The following is a 23,351-nucleotide window of genomic DNA, read 5'->3' as shown; positions in this document are numbered from 1 at the left end:
GGCAGCTCCTACAGGGGATCGGTGGGTTACAGGCCTTCTTCAAGCACCTGATCGAGCATGTCGACGAAGAAATCCACACTCTGACGCGAGGTCACCATCGGCGGTTTGATCTTGAGAATGTTCAGGTCATCGCCGGTCGGCTGCATGAAAATCCCCAGCTCGCGCAGGCGATCACACAGCAACGTCGTCTCTTCAGTCGCCGGCTCCAGCGTCTCGCGATGACGGATCAGTTCCACGCCCAGATAGAAACCGGACCCATGCACCGCACCGACCAGCGGATGTTTATCGATCAACGCTTCGAGCCGCGCCTTGAAATGGCCACCGACTACCTGAGCGTTCTCCCAGAGCTTTTCTTCCTCCATCACATCCAGCACGGCCATGCCGATCTGGCAGCTCACCGGACTGCCGCCGGCCGACGAGAAGAAGTAACCCTCGGCTTCCAGGGCCTCGGCGATTTCCCGGCGCGTGATTACCGCACCCAGTGGCTGACCGTTGCCCATGCCTTTGGCCATGGTGATGATGTCCGGCACCACGCCCTGCTCCTCGACCCCCCAGAAGAAATGGCCCATGCGCCCGTATCCAACCTGCACTTCGTCGGCAATACACACACCGCCCTGCGCGCGGACCAGCGCATACACCTGCTTCAAGTAACCCGGCGGCAGCGATATACCCCCGGCATTGCCGTACACCGGCTCGCAGATGAACCCGGCCAATTGGCGTTTCTGCTCGGCGATTTTTTCCAGATGATGTTCGACGCTGCGCACGTAGTCCGGCGCCGAATCGAGGCCGCGGAATTCGCCACGATACGTGTTCGGTGCCGGCACCGGATGCACCCACTCCGGACGGCTTTCGAGGGCTTTCGGGTTGTCGGCGATCGAGGTCGACACCGCATCGGCGCCGATCGTCCAGCCGTGATAAGCCTCAAGCACGCTGATCATGTCGCGACCGCCGCTGTAGGCCCACGCCAGACGAATCGCCAGGTCATTGGCTTCGCTGCCGCTGTTGACCAGAAACACCCGATCCATTCCTTCCGGCGCCAGTTTCAGCAAGCGTTCGGAAAACTCGGCCACCGCTGCATAGTTGAACCGCGAGTTGGTATTGAGCAGCGACCACTGACGGGCCGCGACCGCCGCCATGCGCGGATGGCCGTGACCGAGCACAGCCACGTTGTTGAGCATGTCGAGGTACGAACGGCCCTGCATGTCGATCAGGTGATTGCGCCAGCCGCGTTCGATGCGTGGCGGATCGACGTAATAATGTTTTTGCGTGCGGGCGAAACTGGCATCGCGGCGTTCGAGCAACGTTTGCCAATCCAGCTCCGGTTCGGCATCGCAGGCAAGTCCCAGCAAAGCAGCCGGTGACGGGCACAACGACTGCCACGCGGGTGCATGGGACGGCTTACAGAACAGCGGCGCATCCAGATCCGCGCCGCGAATCAGTTGCACGCTCAACGGTCCGCTGACCGATCCCAGCACCTGACCTTTGACCAGCGCCGCGCCACTGTGCAGCGTTGGCGCCACCCCCCACAGCCGAACGCTGAGCTGCGGGCCGTCCAGTTGCAATGCCCCGTCTGCCTTTTGATGCAACACGCCGGCAAACGGCGCTTCCACCGCAGTGCCATTCGGCACGCGCAACTCGACGTGCAGTGGGAAGGTATCCGGCTCATCAGCACTGTCCGGACGGGTGCGTGACAAACGGTACTGACCATAACGGCTCGCCGCCAGACCATGAGCGGCGGCGGCTTCGTTCAGCAGGCGTTGGTCAATGCCCTCCTGCTCCCAGTTGCCGGCCTCGAAATGCGGGCTGAGTACACCGAGATCGATCAGCGCAAATTCGCGCCCGACCAGCTCTGGCAACAACGGCGCGAAACCTGCGCTGTTGATTGCCGGCAATGTCTGACCCACCGCACTGAGAATCGCCGCCTCCATCAACGCCAACGGCACTGATGTGGCGACGCGGAAAATCTCCCACTCGTGACTGAGGTTGTCGCGGCTGTAGGTGTTATCCGGATCGATACTGACTTGTTGTTCGCCGCTGAGCACCAGCACCGCTGCACGGGCGACGATCAGCGGCCATAACGCTTGCAGCTCTTCATGTTGCAGCGGATTGACCGCGTGATAGGCCTGAACCGCCGGCAGAATCACAAACGGATCGCCACCGGCATGGTGCAGCAAAGCCGCGCAGGTCACTGACAGATCGGTGATACGCCAGGTGCGCACCAGATCGCCGAAGTCGATGACACCCTGCAATTGCCAGTGGCGCTGCGCGTCACGCTGCCAGACCACGTTGTCATCGGTGATGTCCATGTGGATCGCCTGCACCGGCAGTTTTTCCAGCAACGGCTGCAAACGGCGCTCGGCCTGCCTGGCGACGTCGGCGATCAACGTGCGTTGCTGCTCGTCCTTGATCACCGGTAGCAAGTGGGCGATCAATGCGCTGGCGTGGCGTGCATCCCACTGCAACGTACGCTCCAGACCCGCATGGTCGAACCCGGCCAAGGCCAGGTCCATCTCGCCGCAAAGCCGACCAAATCCGGCGACCACTGCGTGGCCCAGGTGATCGAGGTGCGTCAGCGGCTGGCCTTCGATGTAATCCAGCAGCCGCACATGGACGGCCTCACCGTCGACCTCAAGCGACAGCAAATCCTCACCGCTATTGGCCGCAATCACGCGCGGCACATGCACATCAGAATGCTCGGCCAGATACTTGAGGCCGGCGTGTTGGGCCTGCAACTCTACAAGGGCGTAGTCGCCCCGACAGATTTTCAGCACAAACCGCCCGCGCGCACTGTCAACGCGGTAGTTGAGATCCTGCTGGCTGCCAAGGGCCTGCAACGTGCCGCTGAGCCCGTAATGCTCGGCCAGCCATTGCAGGGCCTGCGCCTCGCTGACTTGCGGGCTGGGCAGACTGGCGCGATGAATCAACGTGTCGAGCGACATGAAACGACCCCTGAAATTTTATTAGGCGCTTATATCGCCATTGCTTCTGGCAAGACGCAACCCCTGATTTTGGTTATTCGAGCACTCGCATCCGGCGGCACCTTGCGCAAGAATGTCGCCCGTCCACACTTATCTATGGAAACCCCCATGAATGTAATCACCACCGATTTGCCAGGTGTTCTGATCATCGAACCGAAGGTGTTTGGTGACGAGCGCGGTTTCTTTTACGAGAGCTTCAACGCCAAGGCGTTCCAGGACGCGACAGGTCTGGATACCCAATTCGTGCAAGACAACCATTCGCGCTCACAGAAGGGCGTGCTGCGTGGCCTGCATTACCAACTGGAAAACACCCAAGGCAAACTGGTGCGCGTCACTGTCGGTGAAGTACTTGATGTGGCCGTGGACATTCGCCGCAGCTCGCCACACTTCGGCAAGTCGGTAGCGGTGCGCCTGTCGGCTGAGAATCATCGTCAGCTGTGGGTGCCGGAAGGTTTCGCCCATGGTTTCGTGGTATTGAGCGAGTTCGCCGAGTTCCTCTACAAGACCACTAACTACTACGACCCCTCGTCCGAGCGCAGCATTCGCTGGGATGACCCTGATCTTGGCATCGACTGGCAACTGGACGAAGCACCAAAGTTGTCAGCGAAAGATCAGGCGGCAGTGTTGTTCAAGGACGCTGACGTCTTTTCCTGAGGCCGGGCATAATGCGCCTGTCACTACAGGCGCATCCGGCATATGAAACCACCTCTCCCCCGCAGCCCCCGCTGGCGCAGCCTCGCCCTGCTGGCATTGTGTCTGGCGCCACTGCTGTGGCCGCTGGAACATCTGGCCGAGCGCTATTACCGCAGCGAACTGGCCGGACAGAACCGCCAGACCCTCGACCTGTACGTCGCCAACCTGCTGGGCACCCTGCACCGCTATGAAGTATTGCCGCAGATCCTCGGCGACCTGCCAGCCCTGCGCGCCGTGCTCGGAGCGCCGGACGATGGCGTCACCCAAGGCAATGCCAATCGTCTGTTGAAAAACATCTCGGCCCAAACCGGTGCCGAAGTGATGTACCTGATGGACACCTCCGGGCAAACACTGGCGGCGTCGAATTGGGACAAACACGACAGCTTCGTCGGCCGTAATTTCTCCTTCCGCCCGTATTTCAGCGAAGCCATGGCCGGGCGTCTTGGACGGTTCTTCGGTCTCGGCACCACGTCGGCCAAACGCGGTTACTTCTTCGCCGCTGCCGTGCGCAACGGTGAAAAAATCATCGGCGTCCTGGTGATCAAGGTCGATCTCGATCACACCGAAAGCCTGTGGGGCAAAACGCCGGAACAACTGCTGGTGACCGACAACAACGGCGTGGTCATCCTCACGTCACGCCCGGAATGGCGCTTTCGCTCGACCCGCGTCTTGAGCGATGCCGAGCGCTTGGCGATTACGGCGATCCAGCCCTACCCGACCCGCGAACCCCGGCCGCTGAATCTCAACACCGACGCCTGGCTGACACAAACCCACGACATCGCCGAAACCGGCTGGAGCGTCAGCATCCTCGCGCCGCGCACGCTGATCGACCGGCCGGTGCGCACGGTGGTCGCCATCGGCGGCGCCACGCTGTTGGTGGTGATGTTGCTGGTGGGTCTGATGATGCAGCGCAGCCGCCACTATCTGGAACGCATCGCCTTCGAAGCCAAGGCGCGGCGGGAACTGGAAGGCCGGGTCGCCGAACGCACCAGCGACCTCGAAGGCCTCAACCGTCGTCTGAAGCAGGAAGTGCTGGAGCGTGAACAGGCGCAGCAGGAATTGGTGCGCGCTCAGGACGATCTGGTACAAGCCGGCAAATTGTCGGCGCTGGGCACGATGTCGGCGAGCATCAGCCATGAACTCAATCAGCCTCTCGCGGCGATCCGCAGCTACGCGGAAAACGCCGAAGTGTTGCTCGATCATCAACGCACCGAAGAGGCGCGCGGCAACCTCAAGCTGATCAGCGAGTTGACCGGGCGCATGGCTTCGATCATCGCCCATCTGCGCGCCTTCGCCCGCCGCGATCGGCACGCCCCGGAAAGCGTTGCCCTGCAACCGGCGCTGGATGATGCGCTGGCCTTGCTGGCCAAACGTCGACGGAGCATGGAAGTCGAGTTGATCCGCGACCTGCCCGCCGCCACCTTGTGGGTCGAGGCCGGGGAAACCCGCCTGCGCCAAGTGCTCGGCAATCTGCTGGCCAACGCCCTCGACGCCCTCACCGAAAAAGGTCCGCCGCGAAAACTGTGGCTGAGTGCCGAATCCACGGCCGATGGCGTCAACCTGTACATTCGCGACAACGGTCCGGGTTTCTGCATGGAAGCCCTCGGCCGCGCCAGCGAGCCTTTCTACACGACCAAGACGCGCACCCAGGGTCTGGGTCTGGGCCTGGCGATTTGTGAAACCCTGATGCGCGCCTTCGGTGGTGAACTGTCGTTCGCCAACCACAAGCAAGGTGGCGCCTTGATAACCCTGCGGCTGCGTGCCGGTGCGCCCGGGGTCAGCCTGCAACCGTCCGAGGATCGAAGTGCATGACCATCGACAATCGCATTCAGGTGGTGTTGATCGACGACGATCCGCACCTGCGTCAGGCCTTGGGCCAGACACTGGATCTGGCCGGGCTGAAAATCCTGCCGCTGTCCGAAGCCAAGGGCCTGGCCGGACAACTGGAACGCGACTGGCCGGGTGTGGTTGTCAGTGACATCCGCATGCCGGGCATGGACGGTCTGGAATTATTGAGCGAACTGCACGCTCAGGACCCAGAGCTGCCGGTGCTGCTGATCACCGGCCACGGCGATGTGCCGCTCGCCGTGCAGGCGATGCGCGCCGGAGCATACGACTTCCTTGAGAAACCCTTCGCCAGCGACGCCCTGCTCGACAGCGTGCGCCGTGCGCTGGCCCTGCGCCGCCTGGTGCTGGACAACCGCAGCCTGCGTCTGGCCCTCAGCGATCGCAACGAATTGAGCACGCGACTGGTCGGCCATTCGCAGCCGATGCTGCGCCTGCGCGAGCAGATCGGCGCGCTGGCGGCGACCCGGGCTGACGTGCTGATCCTCGGCGAAACCGGCGCTGGCAAAGAGGTTGTGGCCCGTGCGCTGCATGACCTGTCGAGCCGTCGCAACGGGCCGTTTGTGGCGATCAATGCCGGCGCGCTGGCCGAATCGGTGGTGGAAAGCGAGCTGTTCGGCCATGAGCCGGGCGCGTTCACCGGCGCGCAAAAACGCCGTATCGGCAAGTTCGAATTCGCCAACGGCGGCACCTTGTTCCTCGATGAAATCGAAAGCATGAGCCTGGATGTGCAAGTGAAACTGCTGCGCATGCTGCAGGAACGAGTCGTCGAACGCCTGGGCGGCAATCAACTGATCCCGCTGGATATCCGCGTCATCGCCGCCACCAAGGAAGACCTGCGCCAGGCTGCCGATCAGGGCCGTTTCCGTGCAGATTTGTATTACCGCCTCAATGTCGCGCCGCTGCGCATACCGCCGCTACGCGAGCGTGGCGAAGATGCGTTGATGCTGTTCCAGTATTACGCCGATGAAGCCAGCGCCCGCCACGGCTTGCCCCCCCACGAACTGCAACCGGCGCAGCGCGCCCTGCTCCTGCGCCATACCTGGCCGGGTAACGTGCGAGAGTTGCAAAACGCGGCCGAACGCTTTGCGCTGGGCCTTGAACTGGCGCTGGATAACAGCGGCGTCGAGGGCGGCGGCGCCACAGTCCAAATCACTGGCGGCGGGCTCAGCGAGCAAGTGGAAAACTTCGAGAAATCGTTGATCGCCGCCGAACTGGCGCGCACCCACGGCTCGGTACGCAGTCTTGCCGAAGCACTGGGCATACCGCGCAAGACCCTGCACGACAAACTGCGCAAACACGGCCTCAACTTCGGCGACAACAGCCATGGGGAGGAGAACGAATGAACCCGGACACTCACTATCTGGAGTCGGTGCTGCATCGCGATATTCCCCTGACCCGGGACATGGGCATCAAGGTACTCGACTGGCAGGCTCAGCAATTGAGTCTGCATTTGCCTTTGGAGCCCAACGTCAATCACAAAAGCACCATGTTCGGCGGCAGCCTCTATTGCGGCGCGGTGCTGGCGGGTTGGGGCTGGTTGCATTTGCGCTTGAAGGAAGAAGGGATCATCGACGGCCACATCGTGATTCAGGAAGGGCAAATCAGTTATCCGCTGCCAGTGACGGGGGATGCAACAGCGATTTGCCCGGCGCCGGATGCGACGGTGTGGAAGAAATTTCTGGCGATGTATCAGCGTTACGGCCGGGCGCGGTTGACGCTGAATACGCGGATCGTCAATGCCGGGAGTGACGAGGATGCGGTGACGTTTAGCGGGCAGTACGTGTTGCACCGCTAAAGCAAAAGATCGCAGCCTCCGGCAGCTCCTACAGGGAAATGCGAAATCCTGTGTAGGAGCTGCCGCAGGCTGCGATCTTTTGCTATTAACCTCGGGCCAACTCCAACAACCTCGTCCGCCACGCCGCCTTCGCTGGCAGCGCCAGAAAGAACTCATTCAGCAACGATTCCCGCGCCGGATAACAGAACGCTTCGCCCTGCAAATCCAGCACCTCACCGCCCGCCCCTTCCAGCACGCCTTGGGCCGCCGCCGTGTCCCACTGCGAAGTCGGCGCCAGTCGCGGATAGCAATCCGCCGCCCCTTCGGCCAACAGGCAAAACTTCAACGAACTGCCAATATTGGCCAATTGCAGCTCACCCAGGCTCGCGCTCAACCCGGCCAGCAGGCGCTCCTGCTCGGGACTGGAATGCCGACGACTGGCTACTACGGTGAACGCTTCGCCCGGCCCCGGCACGTCACGCACCTGAATCGCAACCGGAGTACCGCCCTCGTCACAGCGCCAGGCACCGAGCCCGGCACCCCCAACGTAGTAACGACCGTTGGTCGGCATCGACACCACACCGAATACCACGCGACCGTTTTCGATCAACGCAATATTGACGGTGAATTCCTCACTGCCGCTGATGAACTCCTTGGTGCCATCCAGCGGATCTACCAGCCACCAACGCTGCCAGCCGGCGCGTATGCTTTGCGCGATACTTGCGTCCTCTTCGGACAGCACCGGAATACTCGGATCCAGCGCGATCAATCCATCCACGATCACATGGTGCGCGGCCAGATCTGCAGCGGTCACAGGTGATTCATCTGACTTGGCGGTGACTTCAACGCCTGACCGCCAGAACGGCAAAATTGCCTCGCCAGCCTTCAACGCCAGCGCAATTACTGGCGCCATCAACGGATGGGGAAAGTTCATCAATTGCTCACTCATAGTTGAAAGGCACCGCGCTGGCTCAGCAAATCACGCGCCAGGTACAACGCCGCCAAGGCACGCCCTTCGGTGAATTGCGGATTCAATGCCAGCGCCGACAGTTCACGCAGGTTGACCTTGTCGACCCGCATTGGCTCAGGCTCGTCGCCCTCCAGACGTTCTTCGTACAGCTCGGTGGCCAGCACCACCTGAATCTTCTGGCTCATGTAACCGGGTGACAGCGACAGTTCAGTCAGATGCTCCAGTTGCCGCGCGCCAAAACCGGCCTCTTCCTTAAGCTCACGCTCGGCCGCTGCCAGCACGTCTTCACCGGGTTCGATAAGGCCTTTGGGCAGGGACAATTCGTACTCGTCAGTACCGCCGCAATATTCCTCGACCAACACAGCGTGCTCGGCATCGAGCATTGCCACGATCATCACAGCGCCATATCCGGCACCCTTGCCCACCAGACGCTCATAGGTGCGTTCCACACCGTTGGAAAAACGCAGCTTGAGCTCTTCGACGCAAAACAGGCGACTGGTGGCGACGATCTCGCGGGCAAGTACGGTGGGTTTCTGGCGCATGCAAAGCTCCTTGGCGTGAACGCGCTACTATAACGCGGCTTTCCCGATTGTTTACGTCGGATATCTTTCTACCGCTCGAGACGTTGCCATGCCTTCACTACCCTGGTCCGACATCGATACCGTTCTTCTGGACATGGACGGCACGCTGCTGGATTTGCACTTCGACAACCATTTCTGGCTGGAACACCTGCCCCAGCGCTACGCCGAACTGCACGGGGTCAGCCGCGCCATGGCCGAGATGGAGTTGCAGCCGTTGTTCGAGCGCCATGCCGGTCAGTTGCAGTGGTACTGCCTGGATTTCTGGAGCAGCGAACTGAAATTGTCAGTGCGTGAGTTGAAGCAAGAGACCGCGCACCTGATCGCCTTGCGCACCGACGCCGACACCTTTCTTGAAGCGATAAAACGCGCCGGCAAACGGGTGATCATGATCACCAATGCGCACCGTGATTCGCTGTCGTTGAAGCTGGAGCGGATTGAACTGGCGCCCTATTTCGAGCGATTGATCAGCTCGCATGACTACGGTTTTCCGAAGGAAAATCCGCAATTCTGGGATGCGTTGCAGGCCGATATAGATTTTGATCCGGCGCGCAGTCTGTTCATTGACGACACCCTGCCCATTCTGCGCAGTGCGCGGGATTTTGGCGTGGCGCACCTGTTGGCCATCAAGGAACCGGACAGCCGCAAAGGCCCGAGGGACACCGCCGAGTTTGCGGCGGTCGATGATTACCGGGATTTGATCACCGGCCTCTGATACCGAGTTGCCCTATTCGAGAGCAGGCTCGCTCCCACATTGAAACGCAATCCAATGTGGGAGCGAGCCTGCTCGCGAAAGCGTTATCCGCAATTACTCAGGAATACGCAGTGTCTGCCCTGGGTAGATCTTGTTCACATCTTTGAGCATCGGTTTGTTGGCTTCGAAGATTTTTTGATACTTGTTGGCATCGCCGTAAACACGCAGGGAAATTGCACTCAGCGTGTCACCCGACTTGACCACCACAAACTGCGCAGCAGTCACTACCGGGCCGGTCACAGTGATCTGGTCATCAACGCTGCCCACGCCTTCGATATTGCCTACGGCCAGCAGAATTTTCTCTTTCTCTTCCTGACTCGCCACCTCACCGGTAACCGTGACCTTGTCGCCGTCCACAGTCGCCTGAACGTTCGGATTGCCCAAGCCAACCTTGCTGATGTGTTCCTTCAATTGCTCACCGGCATTGGCATTGCCCGGGGTCAGCAGATCGATCAGTTTCTCACCGGCTTCTTTCACAAAGCTAAAAAGACTCATAGCGCACACTCCTTGATTTGGGTTCCAGACGTCAAAGCCTAGACCACCAATGACAACCCCGGTTCCAAGCCGACCAATGACCCTGTCACCCCACAAGCGTTAGAATCGCCCACCCCCGCCAACACCCTTCGGAGCGAAGATGGACATCAAGCAGCTGAAATTCCTCATCGCCCTCGACGAAACCCGTCACTTCGGCCAGGCCGCTGCGCGTTGTCACATTACGCAACCGACGCTGTCGATGCGCCTGCGTAGCCTCGAAGAAGAACTCGACCTGCCGCTGGTCAACCGCGGTCAGCGGTTCGAAGGGTTCACCGCCCCGGGCGAACGGGTGCTGGCGTGGGCACGCACAGTGTTGGCGGCGTATGACGGCTTGCAGGCAGAAGCAGCAGCGTGCCGCGGCAATCTGGTCGGTACGTTGCGCCTGGGCGTGGTGCCGCTGTCGAGTTTCGATGCGTTGCCGCTGATGCAGCGTCTGCACGGGCAGCACCCGAACCTGCGCTTTGAATTGTCGGCGCTGAGTTCCGAACAGATTCTCGAACAACTGGCGAACAACCGCATCGATATCGGCGTGTCCTATCTTGATCGGCTGGACAGTGAGCGCTTCGAATCCCTGGCCTTCAGCGAAACCCGCATGGGATTGCTGTATGACCAGCGTTTCTTCTCCTTCGGCGAAGCACCGTTGACCTGGGAATCGCTGATCGAACTGCCACTGGGCATGCTCACCAGCGGCATGCACTTTCGTCAGTCGATCGACCACAATTTCCACAGCCGTGGCCTGACGCCCCAAACACTGCTGCAAACCGATGCCGTGCATCAATTATTACAAGCTGTGCATGGCGGGTTCTGCTGCGCGGTGATGCCGTTGGACGGCGGACTGGAAAACCTCACCGATGATCTGCGTCTGCAGCCGATTAAAAGCGCCCAGACCCTCGCCCGATTGGGGTTCATCATGCGCCGGGGCGCCCCGCGTTCAGCGCTGGCCGAGGCCTGTTTTGCGCTGTATCAAAAATCGCCAGGAGAGTCTTGATCGACGGCATCTATCGGTAGATCAACATTAGCGATTAGACGCGACATCTTGCCGCGCCTAGTCTTAACGTTGATCAAACCGTTGGTGATGCCATGAACGCCAAGCGCCCAGCCTGCGCGGCGCCTGCACGCGAAACGCCCGCGCCTGCTGCCAGTCAGACATACAGTTACAGCGATCTGCCTCTCGAAGAGTCGGCCAGCACCGCGCTGGCCGAGGAAGTTGCGTTGGCGATCGCCTACAACGGCATCAGCCAGGCCGTCATGCTGGTGACCCCGACCGACCTCGAAGACTTCATCGTCGGTTTCAGCCTCGGCAGCGGCATCATCGAAGACGCCAATGAGATCTATGACCTGCAACTGACTGGCGCAGGTTCGGCGCAATACGCGCAAGTGACCATCGCCAATCGTGCGTTCTGGAATCTCAAGACCCAGCGTCGGCAACTGGCCGGCACTAGCGGGTGCGGACTGTGCGGCGTTGAAGCGGTGGAACAGGCGCTACCCGATCTCAAGGTGTTGCCCGGTGCGCCGTTGCCACCCAGTGTATGGCTCGACGGTCTGCGCCAACGCATCGGTGCCTTCCAGCCACTGGGCCAGCATTGCGGTGCGGTACACGCGGCGGTTTTCATGAATGCCAGCGGCGAATTGCTGCTCGGGCGCGAAGACATAGGCCGCCACAACGCTCTCGACAAACTGATCGGCGGGCTGATCCGCCAGAAAATATCCACGGATGGCGGCCTGGCGATTGTCACCAGCCGTTGCAGTCTCGAATTGATCCAGAAAGTTTTGCGCGCCGGCATCCAGACCCTGGTCAGCCTGTCCGCACCTACGGGCCTTGCCGTGCAATGGGCCCGTCGGCACAACCTCAATCTCATCCACCTGCCGCAGAAAAATGCGCCGCGGGTGTATAGCCCCGCGATGGAGAATCAAGCGTGAGCCAACATCATCAAGCCGACCAGAAACCTGTCCCGCGCTACAAGCCCTACAAAGGCGCAGCCGGCGGTTGGGGTGCCCTGATCAGCGTGGCCCAGGCCTGGTTGACCAGCGACAACGCGCTGAAAAACCTGCGCATGATGCTCAAGACCAACCAGAACGGCGGCTTCGACTGCCCGGGTTGCGCGTGGGGCGATTCCCCGGAAAGCGGCATGGTCAAGTTCTGCGAGAACGGCGCCAAAGCGGTGAATTGGGAAGCGACCAAGCGTCGGGTGGATGCAAAATTCTTCGCCAAACACAGCGTTACCGCGTTGCTGGAGCAGAGCGATTACTGGCTTGAATATCAGGGTCGTCTGACCGAGCCAATGGCCTACGACGCCGAGACCGACCGCTACAAACCGATTGCCTGGGACGATGCCTACGCGCTGATCGCCAAACACCTGCAAGGCTTGTCGAGCCCGGATCAAGCCGAGTTCTACACCTCGGGTCGCGCCAGCAACGAAGCGGCGTATCTGTATCAGCTGTTCGTGCGCGCCTTCGGTACCAACAACTTTCCCGATTGCTCGAACATGTGCCACGAGGCCAGCGGCGTGGCGTTGGCGCAGAGTGTCGGTGTCGGCAAAGGCACCGTGACGTTCGATGACTTCGAACACGCCGACGCGATTTTCGTCTGGGGCCAGAACCCCGGCACCAACCATCCGCGGATGCTCGAACCCCTGCGTGAAGCCGTCAAGCGTGGCGCTCAGGTGGTGTGCGTCAACCCGCTCAAAGAGCGTGGTCTGGAACGTTTCCAGCACCCGCAGCACCCGATCGAAATGCTCACCAACGGCGACAAACCGACCAATACCGCGTACTTCCGCCCGGCATTGGGCGGCGATATGGCGCTGCTGCGCGGCATGGCCAAGTTCCTTCTGCAATGGGAACGCGACGCGCAGAAGGCTGGTGAGCCAGCGGTGTTCGATCACGACTTCCTCAATGCACACAGTGCCAATGTTCTGGAGTATCTCGGTGTCGTCGACGACACGCCGTGGGAGCAGATCGTCGAGCAATCCGGCCTGACCCTGGTCGAGATCGAACAAGCGGCGCGCATGTACGCCAAAGGCAAAAACGTGATCATGTGCTGGGCGATGGGCATCACCCAGCATCGCCATTCGGTGCCGACCATCCAGGAAATCGCCAACCTGATGCTGCTGCGCGGCAACATCGGCAAACCCGGCGCCGGTCTGTGCCCGGTGCGCGGTCACAGTAACGTGCAGGGCGACCGCACGATGGGTATCAACGAGCGTCCACCCGTGGCGTTCCTTGATTCGCTGGAGCGTCGCTTCCAGTTCAAGGTGCCACGTCACAACGGGCACAACGTGGTCGAGGCGATCCACGCCATGGCCGAGGGCCGCGCCAAGGTGTTTATCGGTCTGGGCGGCAACTTTGCCCAAGCCACACCGGACAGCCCGCGCACGTTCGAGGCTCTGAGCAATTGTGACCTGACCGTGCAGATCAGCACCAAACTCAACCGTAGCCACCTGGCTCACGGTAAAGACGCCTTGATCCTGCCGTGCTTCGGTCGCACCGACATCGACATCCAGACTGAAGGCCCGCAAGCGGTCACCGTGGAAGACTCGTTCAGCATGGTTCACGCCTCCAACGGTCAGTTGCAGCCGCTTTCGAACCAGATGCGTTCAGAGCCGTCGATCATCGCTGGCATCGCTGCCGCGACCCTTGGCAGCAAACCGGTGGACTGGAACTGGCTGGTGGCCGATTACGGGCGTATCCGCGAGCTGATCGCCGACACCATCCCGGGTTTCAAGGAATTCAACGAAAAGATCAAGAATCCGGGTGGTTTCTACCTCGGCAACAGCGCCGGTGCACGCAAGTGGAACACGCCGTCGGGCCGCGCCAATTTCCGCGCGAATCTGCTGCCCAAAGACCTGGTCCACGAACGTACCCGCGCCACCGGTCAGTTGCCGGATCTGATCCTGCAATCGATGCGTTCGCACGATCAGTACAACACCACGATTTATGGCCTCGACGACCGTTATCGCGGGGTGAAGGGCCAGCGCGATGTGCTGTTCGCCAACGAGGCCGACATTATTCGCCTGGGCTTCCGTCCGGGGCAGAAGGCTGACATCGTTTCGATCTGGGACGATGGGCGCGAGCGTCGGGTGAAGGGCTTCACACTGCTGGCGTTTGATATCCCTGCCGGCCAGGCCGCTGCGTATTACCCGGAAGTGAATCCACTGGTGCCGCTGGAAAGCACTGGCGACGGCAGCCATACGCCGACCTCGAAGTTCATCGCGATTCGGCTGGAAGCGGCGAGTGAGACCGGGTTGATCATGGCCAAGTCTGCTTAAACTTAAAGAGTGACTGGACTGGCCCCTTCGCGAGCAGGCTCGCTCCAACAGTTGAGCGCATTCCGGCATAAGAAACGCGGTCCAATGTGGGAGCGAGCCTGCTCGCGAAAGCGGTCGAACATTTAACGCACTTCTACGCCGCTACACATTTCCATCGCCCACAAAAAAGGCCGCTTTTTCACAAAAGCGGCCTGTCCGAAGTAGTTAAAGACCGGCGAAAATCGCTTAAGTTCCGTAGTTAAAACAGTAACTTGCGTAATTGTATACAAGTCGTGTTATTCGTCGGATTTCGATTGTCACGCGTGTTGCACAGCCTCAGGATCGGCGCCGTCATCCCTTTGAGGCTCCTCTATGAAGTTCTCCTCGATTCTCTTGTTGTCCCTTGGCCTGGTCAGTGGTTTTGCGTCCGCAGGCGGCACCACCGAAGCAGGTGTGGGCGGCGCATTGGGCGGGGTTCTTGGCTCGGTCGTCGGTCAGTCTTTAGGCGGCAATACAGGTTCCACCATCGGCGCAGCCTTGGGCGGCGCGGGTGGTAGCGCGGTCGGCGCAGACAAACGCAGCCGTGGCGAAGCCGCTATCGGCGGTGCGTTGGGCGCAGCCGGCGGTAACGTGGTTGGCCGCAGCATGGGCGGCACTACCGGCAGCCTGATCGGTTCCGCAGCAGGTGGCGGCGCCGGCGGCGCGCTGGGTAACTACATGGGCAACAAGAGCGATGACGATGATCGTCGCTATGATCGCCGTCACGACGACCGTCGCTACTATCGCGACGACCACCGTGGTCGCGGCCATGCCTATGGCCATCGCAAGCACCACAAGTACTCTCGCCATCGTTAAGGCGAATGCTTGAAAAAAAATCGCAGCCCGAGGGCTGCGATTTTTTTTGCCTGTTATACCACTAAGTATTCCAGTGCATGCCGCAGTCCGGCAGGAATCGGCGTGGGCTGATTGGTCGTACGATCCACGAACACATGAACAAAGCGCCCCGCCGCACACGCTTCGCTCTCGCCGACCTTGAACACCGCCAATTCGTACTGCACCGAACTGTTGCCCAACTTGCCGACCCGCAAGCCGATCTCGATCAAGTCCGGGAAAGCAATCGAGGCGAAGTAATCGCACGCCGAACTGACCACGAACCCCACCACCTCACCGTCATGGATATCCAGACCACCGACCTGGATCAGATAGGTGTTCACCGCGGTGTCGAAGAAGCTGTAGTAGGTGACGTTATTGACGTGGCCGTAGGCATCGTTGTCATGCCAGCGCGTGGTAATGGGCTGGAAATGCGGGTAGTCGGTGCGTTGAGGGGTCGGGTTGGACATCAATTTTCGATTCCTGAAGGTAAGTGGCCAGTCTGATTTAAAAGCGTCTCGCTCCCACAAGGTTCTTCAGTGAGGTCGGGATCTGCGAACCAAACAAACCCACTGTGGGAGCGAGCCTGCTCGCGAAGGCGCCAGCACAGGCGCCACGTCATTCAACGGTCAGCAAACCCCTTCCCTTGCGCCGCCAACTCACCAATCAGCCTTGCCGGTTTCCACTGATCACCCTGCCGCGTCTCCAGCGCCAGCAGCCGCTGATGAATATCTGCAAGCCCCTGCTGATCCGCCCAGGCCATCGGCCCGCCCTTGTCCGCCGCAAAGCCATAACCGTTCAGGTACACCAGATCGATGTCATGCGCCGACTCGGCAATGCCTTCCTGCAGAATCTTCGCGCCTTCGTTGACCAGTGCCAGCAAGCAGCGCTCCAGAATCTCCTCCGGGCCGATTTCACGGCGCTGGAAACCCAAACCCTCACTGACACGCAACACCAGCGCATCGACCTCCGGGTCATGCTCTGCCTGACGACTGCCCGGCTCGTAGTGGTAATAACCATTACCAGACTTCTGACCGAACCGGCCCATTTCGCACAGGCGGTTATCAACCTGAATCTCCGGGGCATCCTGGCCCTTGCCGGCCAGCTCACGAGCGCGCCATTCCAGATCGATGCCGACCACGTCGTACATGCGGAACGGCCCCATGGCAAAACCGAATCCCTGTAGCGCCGCATCGACCTGCTGTGGATAAGCGCCTTCAAGCAGCATCTTGCGTGCCTCCAGGACATACGGATGCAGCATGCGGTTACCGATGAAACCGTGGCAGTTGCCCGATACCACACTGACCTTGCCCATGCGCTTGCCCAGTATCAGCGCAGCGTCCAGTGCTGCCTGCGAGGTCTGTGCACCGCGAACGATTTCCAGCAGTTTCATGATGTGCGCGGGGCTGAAGAAATGCAGACCCAACACTTGCTCAGGCCGCTTGGTCGCCGCAGCTATTGCATCGATATCCAGTGCCGAAGTGTTACTCGCCAACAGCGCTTGCGGCTTGAGCAAGCCATCCAGTTCACGAAAGATCTTCTGCTTGAGTTCGAGGTTTTCGTACACCGCCTCGATCACCAGATCGGCATTGCGGATCTCTGCGTAATCCGCCGCAGCGCTGACCCGGGCCAAACGCGCATCAGCCTCGGCCTGATCAATCCGGCCCTGACGCACGTTATGTGCATAAGTCTCGGCCACGGTTGCGAGCGCCTGTTCGAGCATCTGTGGATTGGTGTCCACCCATTGCACCGACACACCGGCATTGGCCAGACACATGACAATGCCACGCCCCATCGTGCCCGCACCAATCACCGCTGCCTGCTGAATATCGAAAGATGTCTGGCTCATGTTGTTCTCTTGTTGGCGATCCAAAGACTGGTCTCACCATAGTCAGCCAACGACGCTTTTTGAAGTTTATTACCGTGATGATCGACATTCAGCGGATGGATGCAGCTCTCATAGATCACCGCAATCCCTGTGGGAGCGAGCCCGCTCGCGAAAGCGGTGTGCCATGCAACGCAATACCGAATGACCTGACGCCTTCGCGAGCAGGTTCGCTCCCACAGGATTCCCGGTTCAGTCGAGCAAATGGTTGTCAGCCCAATGGCGCACCTCGGCGTAGGGATAGTCTTCCAACGCCGCATACCCGGAAATCGTCCGCGCCTTGAGCTTGGTAAACAGCGGCACGCTGATCCCGCACAGAAACCGCGTCAGCCGTTCCGCCGTGGGTACGTTGCCGGTGTGCTGCTCGTGCTTGTGGATAAAGTCGCCGCACAGCGCTGCAAAGTTTTTATCCACAAGCGGCGGCAATTGCGGGGGTTCCGGCAACCGCGCGACATGCCCATGACACACCGAACAATGCCCACAGCGCTCTGGCGCATTGCGGTCGCCGAAATACTCGGCCAGGCGATAACCCAGGCAGCGCTCAGTGGCGAACACCTCAAGCATGGCGTGAATCCGCGCGACTTCAGCCTGCTCGTGGCGGGTGAAGTATTCATGCAGTTCAGCGCTCAACACGCCGCTGTCAAAGTCGCTCTGCAGCACGCTGTAGACCTCGGTCATCTGCTTGCTCTCAAGCTCGACCCAGCCCTTCTCCTGGAAATAATCCAGCGCCTTCACCACCCGATTTCGCTCTGCCGAATATTGCGTGTACATCGCCTCGAAATTCACGGTTGCCCAGGTTCGCGCACGGTTCGACGTCTGGATGATTGCCGCGACGAACTCCCTGCGTTCGCCCTCGAAACGTTCGAGCAGCGCGTCCGGCTCCAGCAAGTATTTGAAACGGTATTCGGCGTAGTACGCGTAGCGCGGCGCGATAAGGCCGCGCAACTCCAATTGCACCAGCAATGTCTTGAGCGGCAACGCGCGGATATTGCTTTGATCCGCGAGCGGACCGAGCAGAAACTCCCACTGACCTTCCGGCACCGAGGCTTTCAACTCGTCGAGCACATAGCGAATGCCATCGCGCTCCGGTGTGTCGCCGTAAACGAAGTTTTCCAGCACGTTGAGGCTGTCGCGATTGGCCAGCACCAGACAATCCGACGGCTGCCCGTCACGCCCCGCGCGGCCTATTTCCTGGCTGTAGTTTTCGATGGATTTGGGCAGGTCGAAGTGCACCACATTGCGGATGTCGCTCTTGTCGATGCCCATGCCGAAAGCGATGGTCGCGACGATGCAATTGGACTGCCCGGCCATGAAGCGTTTCTGGATCGCCTCGCGCTTATCATGCGGTAAACCGGCGTGGTAAGCCTCGGCCTGAATGCCGTTACGCTCCAGGTGCTCGGCAATGTGTTCGGCGGTTTTCTGCAAGGTGACGTAGACAATGCTCGGCTGACCCGGACGCTCAGCCATCCACTCCACCAGGCGCCGACGCTTGTCCTGGCCGCGCACCGGTTCCACCAGCAGATTGAGGTTGGGCCGATAGAAACCGGTGGTCACCACGTCTGCGGCGGCGATGGCAAATTTAGCCTGCATGTCGGTGATGACTTTCGGCGTTGCCGTGGCAGTCAGCAGCAAGGTTTGCGGGATGTTGAGCTGCCGTTGGTAGTCCGGCAGCTTGAGGTAGTCCGGGCGGAAATTGTGTCCCCACTCGGAGATGCAATGCGCCTCATCCACGACCAGCAGCGAGATCGGCACCTGCTGCAAGAAGTTGCGGAAGCGTTCGTTTTTCAGCCGCTCCACGGAGATCATCAGGATCTTCAATTCACCTGATCGGGCGCGGGCCATCACGTCATTGGCATCATCGCGGCTTTGCGCCGAATCAATACTGCCCGCCGCAATGCCATGGCGTTGCAGGAACGCCAATTGATCCTGCATCAACGCCAGCAGCGGCGAGACCACCAGCGTCAGATTCGGCAGCATCAGTGCCGACAATTGATAGCAAAGGGACTTGCCGGAACCTGTGGGAAAAATCGCCGCTGCCGAGCGTCCGGCCAACACCGCGCTGATCGCGGCCTCTTGTCCGGGTCGGAACTGTGGATAACCAAAAACCTGTTCCAGGGTGTTGTGCATTCGCTGTCACTCCTTTGACTGCTGCCATGCCAACAGCCTAGCGGGCGATCGCAGCGAGTCGAGAAAAGGTCGGGGGCCAAATCGATACGGAATGATACAGCGATTCACCTGAACGCCACGGTCCCTGTGGGAGCGGGCTTGCCCGCGAAGAGGCCGGCACTGACTACACAAAATCTAAACGTTCATGGCCGCAACACTGCCACCCGCAGTTGCTCATTCAACATCTGCTCGTGCACACCCAGGCTCTTGCTCGCCCACAACGCATGGGCCGGGCTGATGTCGCCGGTGAACGCTGCCGCCAATTGACGCAGATCGGCAACACTGCGTACCTGTGGACAAAACGGTTGTTCAGCACAGTCCTGACTGGCGTTGCGATAAGTGCTCAGCAAGTGATCCCACAAACCATCACGCAGTTGTCTGATCGACTTCAACTGCACTTTCGGCACACCCAGCTTCTGCTTCAAACCCGACTCGTCCAACGCTTCGCTGGCGAGCAAGGCTTTGCCGAACATCAACACCTCGGCGCGCGACGCCGTGTCGACATTCGCTTGGCTGGTGAGCGCGTCCGGCCATCCGGTGCGATTCAAATGATCGAGTACCAGCGGATTGCCAACGTCGGCGGACATTGCCAAACGACAACCACTGGTCCACAGCAATACGATCGAGGCCATTCGTAGCCACTGCATACCTAATTCCCTTTAAGCGCGTATCGGACGTTTGGAAACGTCCCACAGATTCTGGCGCGCACGATACAGCGGTTTACCGCGAAACGCCTGACAAACCTGTAGGAAAAATCCTATCTAAGGGTTTTGCCCTGAAAAGCCCTGGAAAACATGTAGGGCAAATACCCGAACCCCGGTAAACCCCCTACAAACGCTGTCCATCCTGGCTGTCTTGTCCCACGGAGCAGCGCCCTCTTATAGTGGCCGACGCGACTGAATCCCGCCGTAGCGATCTCTCAAAGGACAGGCTTGATCCATGAACCCACCTCAATCCCCCCTCAACCGCTACCGCCGTTTGAAAACCTGCTACAGCGACAAGCCGGTGCTGGTCATCGATACAGAAGCCTGTCATCAAGATTTGCTGAATGCCGCTCAACAAAGATTGGGCGCCGCCAACAATCTTTTGGAAACTCTGTACTGTCTGTGTTTCAAACAAGCAGACGTCAAAGACATCCCGAACATCATCAATGCGCTGTACTTATTGACTCAGGATGGCTGCGAACTGCTGGAAGTTGCCAAGTTTAAAATCGAACACCCACAAGCAACCAACAACCCTCTTGAAAACAACCCGGCACTCTGAATCCCGCTGTTCACATCCGCCGACAGATAAGCGCGCCCGTTTAAAACTGTTGATGGAACAGCAGCAATGACCTATCAAATCTCCGTCCCGTTCCTACAAGGGCAGACTCCTTGTCTTCTATCGCCGCCCTGTAGCTCGTCTCTATAGTCGTGACTGTCGCTGCCAAATCAGCGGCTCGGGTTTGGTCACCCGATTGGATCGTGTATACGCACGCGCTGTATGCTGCCGGCACTCACTTGCCTGCAGTTTATGGTGACTGTGTTTGGGACACCCTCGGGTGTGCCGGGTATGTGCACGATCCTCACCGGTTGACCAACCCGAACACAGTCGCCTCCTGTCGCTTGGTCACGATGCGGTGGCTTCTTTCGAAGCAATTGAGGATTAAAAAATGACAACTTGGAATCAATTCACTACCGATCGCTACCGCCCACTCGAATCCAACCTCACCGACACCAAGCCCCTGATCATCGATACAGAGGCCAACCCGCAAGACACTCTCGAATGCGCCGTCCAGCGCCTGCGCGCCTCCGCCGACCTGCTAAAAACCCTCTACTGCCTCAGCTTCAAACAAGCCGACGTCGAAGACATCCCCCACATCACCCACGCCCTCTATCTGCTGACGCAGGATGGTTGTGACCTGCTGCAAGTCGCGCAGCAGCAGATGCTCAATTGGAAGGCTCCAGCCTGAAATTGAGTGATCGTATCGCTCTTATGCACTCTGTGAGAGCGATCAAAAAAACGGTAATCAACCATGGGAGCAACCATGAGCAAATTCTTTGATGAGCTGATGGAAAGCATTATCGAAAAGTACCGGCAAAAGCCGGACTGACTCGAGTAAGCGCTAACATTTAAGTGGCAGTATTCTAGCTATATAAACCGAAAACAGATGGAATAATGCCACCTAATTTCGTTTTTCACGGATCTGGCGGTAAACAGCGTCCTTCAGCTTAAGTGCTATTATTCTGGCAGTTAAGGTTTAAAAATGAAGGAATACTGCCACATGGCCAAGAAAACAGCGCCGCTTTTGCCCTCTACTGCTCGGCTTTTAGTCGACCTTGGTGAACGACTGAAGCTGGCTCGCCTACGCCGCAAATTGACGGCCAAGCAAGTCGCCGAAAGATCAGGCATGTCGCTGACAACCTTGCGCCATCTGGAGTCCGGCGGTTCAGGGGTAACCATCGGAGCCTACCTGTCGGTCATGCAGGTGCTGGGGCTGGAAAAGGACCTGAACAAACTGGCTGCAGCCGATGAAATGGGTCGCCAATTGCAGGATGCGCAGTTAATGCCTGCAACACGATCCGCAGCCAAAAAGCCCCAGCGAGTGCGAGCAGCCAGCGCGGTAAAAAAAGGCTCACCCGAACACGTCGGAACTTCAAACGTTATCGATGCCGCAACTACCATGAAAATTCCGGCCGACTTCCCATTCAACACACACTCACTCTCCAGCCTTTTGAACAAGAAGAAAAAGGCCGGCCCACCAACAGGTGAAGAATGACGCTGATTGCTGTTTATGCAGACTGGGAATCCTTGAAAGGCGCCAGACGCCTCGGATTTCTGCATGCGAGGAAAACACGCAACACCAACGTGTTCGAATTTGAGTACGACCCGAAAGCGTTGGCCGATCCCGAGTTGAGTTCCATAACTCTAGACCCGCGCATCGGCCCCTTCGAAGGCCGCCAATTCCCCGGCGACCATCAGAGCCACTTTGGCGTCTTTGCAGACTCGAGCCCCGATCGTTGGGGCCAACTGCTGATGAAACGCCGCTTGGAAAGGGACATTCGTGACGGCTTGATTCCCAAGGACAGCAAGCTGTTCGAATCCGATTACCTGCTTGGCGTACACGACCTTTTCCGTGTCGGCGCCCTTCGCTACAAACTCAATGACGAAGGCAACTTCCTCGACGACCGCGACGGGATTGCCGCTCCACCCTTTGTCGAGCTGCGCGCGTTAGAGCAGGCAAGTCTCGCCCTGGAAAACGACAGGGACAACACAGCCATCGATGGCCGCGAATGGCTAAGAATGCTCATCGCACCGGGCGGCTCACTGGGCGGCGCCAGACCGAAAGCCAGCGTAGTCGACGAGTTCGGCCAACTGTGGATCGCCAAATTCCCAAGTACGAGAGATGACTACGATGTTGGTGGTTGGGAATTTGTAGTAAACGCTTTGGCGGTCAACTGTGGTCTACGTGTTGCCACCGGCATGGCCCGACGCTACGCAAGCGATCACCACTGCTTCCTGGTGAAGCGTTTCGACCGAACCGAACGCGGCGGCCGACATCACTTCGCATCAGCCATGACCATGACCAACCGCGTCGACGGCGACGACGCCTCAACCGGCGCCAGCTATCTTGAGTTGGCGGAAGTAATCATGGAACACGGCTCGGAACCCAACGCAGACCTTCGTGAGCTGTGGTCGCGAATTGTCTTCAACATCCTCGTATCCAACACCGACGACCACCTCCGCAACCATGGTTTTGTTCTGGATCCTGGTCGGGGGTGGCGGTTGTCGGCAGCGTATGACATGAATCCGGTGGCGCATGCGGATGGGTTGAAGCTGAACATCACGGACTCCGACAACGCCTTGGATTTGGAGCTGGCGAGGGAAATCGCAGGGTATTTTCGGGTTAGCCGTGAGGACTCAACAGACATCATTGAGCGCATTCAAGACGTTGTCAGTCTTTGGCCAGAGATCGCTAGTGCGCTTGGGATGTCTAGACGTGAGCAGGAAAGGATGGCACCTGCTTTTCGTACCTTTTGATCGCCCACAAAAAAGCCGCCCCAAAGGGCGGCTTTTT

21 protein-coding genes are annotated in these 23,351 nt (G+C 59.4%); 13 read left to right on the top strand and 8 right to left on the bottom strand.

Annotated features, from left to right (window positions below; all coding sequences use genetic code 11):
• Positions 1–26: 26 nt before the first annotated feature.
• Positions 27–2,939, bottom strand: a complete 2,913-nt coding sequence (locus AB4P97_RS25560) for an aminotransferase (RefSeq protein WP_395601774.1) — start codon at positions 2,937–2,939, stop codon at positions 27–29.
• A gap of 147 nt (positions 2,940–3,086) precedes the next feature.
• Here AB4P97_RS25560 and rfbC point away from each other — a divergent pair, with 147 nt between their 5' ends.
• Genes rfbC through AB4P97_RS25540 form a run of 4 tightly spaced genes read left to right on the top strand, consistent with a single transcriptional unit; the run spans position 3,087 to position 7,314 of the window.
• The gene (rfbC, locus tag AB4P97_RS25555; protein WP_395601773.1) at positions 3,087–3,632 is read left to right on the top strand and encodes a dTDP-4-dehydrorhamnose 3,5-epimerase; all 546 of its coding nucleotides are present in this window, start codon (positions 3,087–3,089) and stop codon (positions 3,630–3,632) included.
• A gap of 42 nt (positions 3,633–3,674) precedes the next feature.
• Entirely contained in the window at positions 3,675–5,483 is a 1,809-nt protein-coding gene (locus AB4P97_RS25550; protein ID WP_042557160.1) for an ATP-binding protein, read from the top strand.
• Entirely contained in the window at positions 5,480–6,862 is a 1,383-nt protein-coding gene (locus AB4P97_RS25545) for a sigma-54 dependent transcriptional regulator (RefSeq protein ID WP_042557159.1), read from the top strand. Before AB4P97_RS25550 ends, AB4P97_RS25545 begins: the two co-directional genes overlap by 4 nt.
• Positions 6,859–7,314 carry a YiiD C-terminal domain-containing protein gene (locus AB4P97_RS25540; protein ID WP_042557158.1) on the top strand — a complete coding sequence of 152 codons (456 nt, stop codon included), beginning with the start codon at positions 6,859–6,861 and terminating at the stop codon, positions 7,312–7,314. The genes AB4P97_RS25545 and AB4P97_RS25540 overlap by 4 nt, the downstream gene beginning before the upstream one ends.
• A gap of 85 nt (positions 7,315–7,399) precedes the next feature.
• Here the strand turns inward: AB4P97_RS25540 and cysQ are convergent, their stop codons facing one another.
• Together cysQ and nudE are read right to left on the bottom strand one after the other, a co-directional pair.
• A complete protein-coding gene (gene cysQ / locus AB4P97_RS25535) occupies positions 7,400–8,227 on the bottom strand; it encodes a 3'(2'),5'-bisphosphate nucleotidase CysQ (RefSeq protein WP_042557157.1) in 828 nt (275 codons plus the stop codon).
• Between the two features lie 11 nt (positions 8,228–8,238).
• Entirely contained in the window at positions 8,239–8,805 is a 567-nt protein-coding gene (gene nudE, locus AB4P97_RS25530) for an ADP compounds hydrolase NudE (RefSeq protein WP_042557156.1), read from the bottom strand.
• Between the two features lie 88 nt (positions 8,806–8,893).
• Between nudE and yrfG the strand changes: the two genes are divergently transcribed.
• Positions 8,894–9,556, top strand: coding sequence for a GMP/IMP nucleotidase (gene yrfG / locus AB4P97_RS25525; RefSeq protein WP_042557155.1), 663 nt, complete (start codon positions 8,894–8,896; stop codon positions 9,554–9,556).
• Positions 9,557–9,649: 93 nt separating this feature from the next.
• Here the strand turns inward: yrfG and lysM are convergent, their stop codons facing one another.
• Positions 9,650–10,090, bottom strand: a complete 441-nt coding sequence (gene lysM / locus AB4P97_RS25520) for a peptidoglycan-binding protein LysM (RefSeq protein ID WP_042557154.1) — start codon at positions 10,088–10,090, stop codon at positions 9,650–9,652.
• Between the two features lie 139 nt (positions 10,091–10,229).
• Between lysM and AB4P97_RS25515 the strand changes: the two genes are divergently transcribed.
• The 4 genes from AB4P97_RS25515 to AB4P97_RS25500 all read left to right on the top strand — a co-directional run bounded on the left by AB4P97_RS25515 (position 10,230) and on the right by AB4P97_RS25500 (position 15,228).
• Positions 10,230–11,117, top strand: a complete 888-nt coding sequence (locus AB4P97_RS25515) for a LysR substrate-binding domain-containing protein (protein ID WP_395601772.1) — start codon at positions 10,230–10,232, stop codon at positions 11,115–11,117.
• A 92-nt stretch (positions 11,118–11,209) separates the two neighbouring features.
• Positions 11,210–12,049, top strand: a complete 840-nt coding sequence (gene fdhD / locus AB4P97_RS25510; protein ID WP_042557152.1) for a formate dehydrogenase accessory sulfurtransferase FdhD — start codon at positions 11,210–11,212, stop codon at positions 12,047–12,049.
• Complete coding sequence (locus tag AB4P97_RS25505; RefSeq protein ID WP_115146039.1) at positions 12,046–14,394, top strand: FdhF/YdeP family oxidoreductase; 2,349 nt, start codon at positions 12,046–12,048, stop codon at positions 14,392–14,394. Before fdhD ends, AB4P97_RS25505 begins: the two co-directional genes overlap by 4 nt.
• A 351-nt stretch (positions 14,395–14,745) precedes the next feature.
• The gene (locus tag AB4P97_RS25500) at positions 14,746–15,228 is read left to right on the top strand and encodes a glycine zipper domain-containing protein (protein ID WP_200614135.1); all 483 of its coding nucleotides are present in this window, start codon (positions 14,746–14,748) and stop codon (positions 15,226–15,228) included.
• A gap of 53 nt (positions 15,229–15,281) precedes the next feature.
• Here AB4P97_RS25500 and AB4P97_RS25495 read toward each other — a convergent pair whose 3' ends face one another.
• The 4 genes from AB4P97_RS25495 to AB4P97_RS25480 all read right to left on the bottom strand — a co-directional run bounded on the left by AB4P97_RS25495 (position 15,282) and on the right by AB4P97_RS25480 (position 19,941).
• A complete protein-coding gene (locus AB4P97_RS25495; RefSeq protein WP_395601771.1) occupies positions 15,282–15,713 on the bottom strand; it encodes an acyl-CoA thioesterase in 432 nt (143 codons plus the stop codon).
• Between the two features lie 152 nt (positions 15,714–15,865).
• Complete coding sequence (locus AB4P97_RS25490) at positions 15,866–17,092, bottom strand: 3-hydroxyacyl-CoA dehydrogenase (RefSeq protein WP_261736192.1); 1,227 nt, start codon at positions 17,090–17,092, stop codon at positions 15,866–15,868.
• A gap of 228 nt (positions 17,093–17,320) precedes the next feature.
• Positions 17,321–19,255, bottom strand: coding sequence for an ATP-dependent DNA helicase RecQ (locus AB4P97_RS25485; protein ID WP_395601770.1), 1,935 nt, complete (start codon positions 19,253–19,255; stop codon positions 17,321–17,323).
• A gap of 182 nt (positions 19,256–19,437) precedes the next feature.
• Positions 19,438–19,941, bottom strand: coding sequence for a hypothetical protein (locus AB4P97_RS25480; RefSeq protein ID WP_042557146.1), 504 nt, complete (start codon positions 19,939–19,941; stop codon positions 19,438–19,440).
• A 292-nt stretch (positions 19,942–20,233) separates the two neighbouring features.
• Here AB4P97_RS25480 and AB4P97_RS25475 point away from each other — a divergent pair, with 292 nt between their 5' ends.
• From AB4P97_RS25475 to AB4P97_RS25460, 4 genes are all read left to right on the top strand, one after another.
• On the top strand, positions 20,234–20,557 hold the full coding sequence (locus tag AB4P97_RS25475; protein ID WP_042557145.1) for a hypothetical protein: 324 nt from the start codon (positions 20,234–20,236) through the stop codon (positions 20,555–20,557).
• Between the two features lie 388 nt (positions 20,558–20,945).
• Positions 20,946–21,245, top strand: coding sequence for a hypothetical protein (locus AB4P97_RS25470; RefSeq protein ID WP_042557144.1), 300 nt, complete (start codon positions 20,946–20,948; stop codon positions 21,243–21,245).
• Positions 21,246–21,557: 312 nt separating this feature from the next.
• Positions 21,558–22,052: a helix-turn-helix domain-containing protein gene (locus tag AB4P97_RS25465; RefSeq protein WP_042557143.1), complete on the top strand. Its 495-nt coding sequence runs from the start codon at positions 21,558–21,560 to the stop codon at positions 22,050–22,052.
• The gene (locus AB4P97_RS25460; RefSeq protein ID WP_042557142.1) at positions 22,049–23,314 is read left to right on the top strand and encodes a type II toxin-antitoxin system HipA family toxin; all 1,266 of its coding nucleotides are present in this window, start codon (positions 22,049–22,051) and stop codon (positions 23,312–23,314) included. The genes AB4P97_RS25465 and AB4P97_RS25460 overlap by 4 nt, the downstream gene beginning before the upstream one ends.
• The last annotated feature ends 37 nt before the right edge of the window (positions 23,315–23,351 follow it).

This window comes from Pseudomonas sp. A1230, from assembly GCF_044218825.1.
GTDB classification, from domain to species: Bacteria; Pseudomonadota; Gammaproteobacteria; order Pseudomonadales; family Pseudomonadaceae; genus Aquipseudomonas; species Aquipseudomonas iridis.
This window is presented reverse-complemented; position numbering and strand designations above follow the sequence as displayed.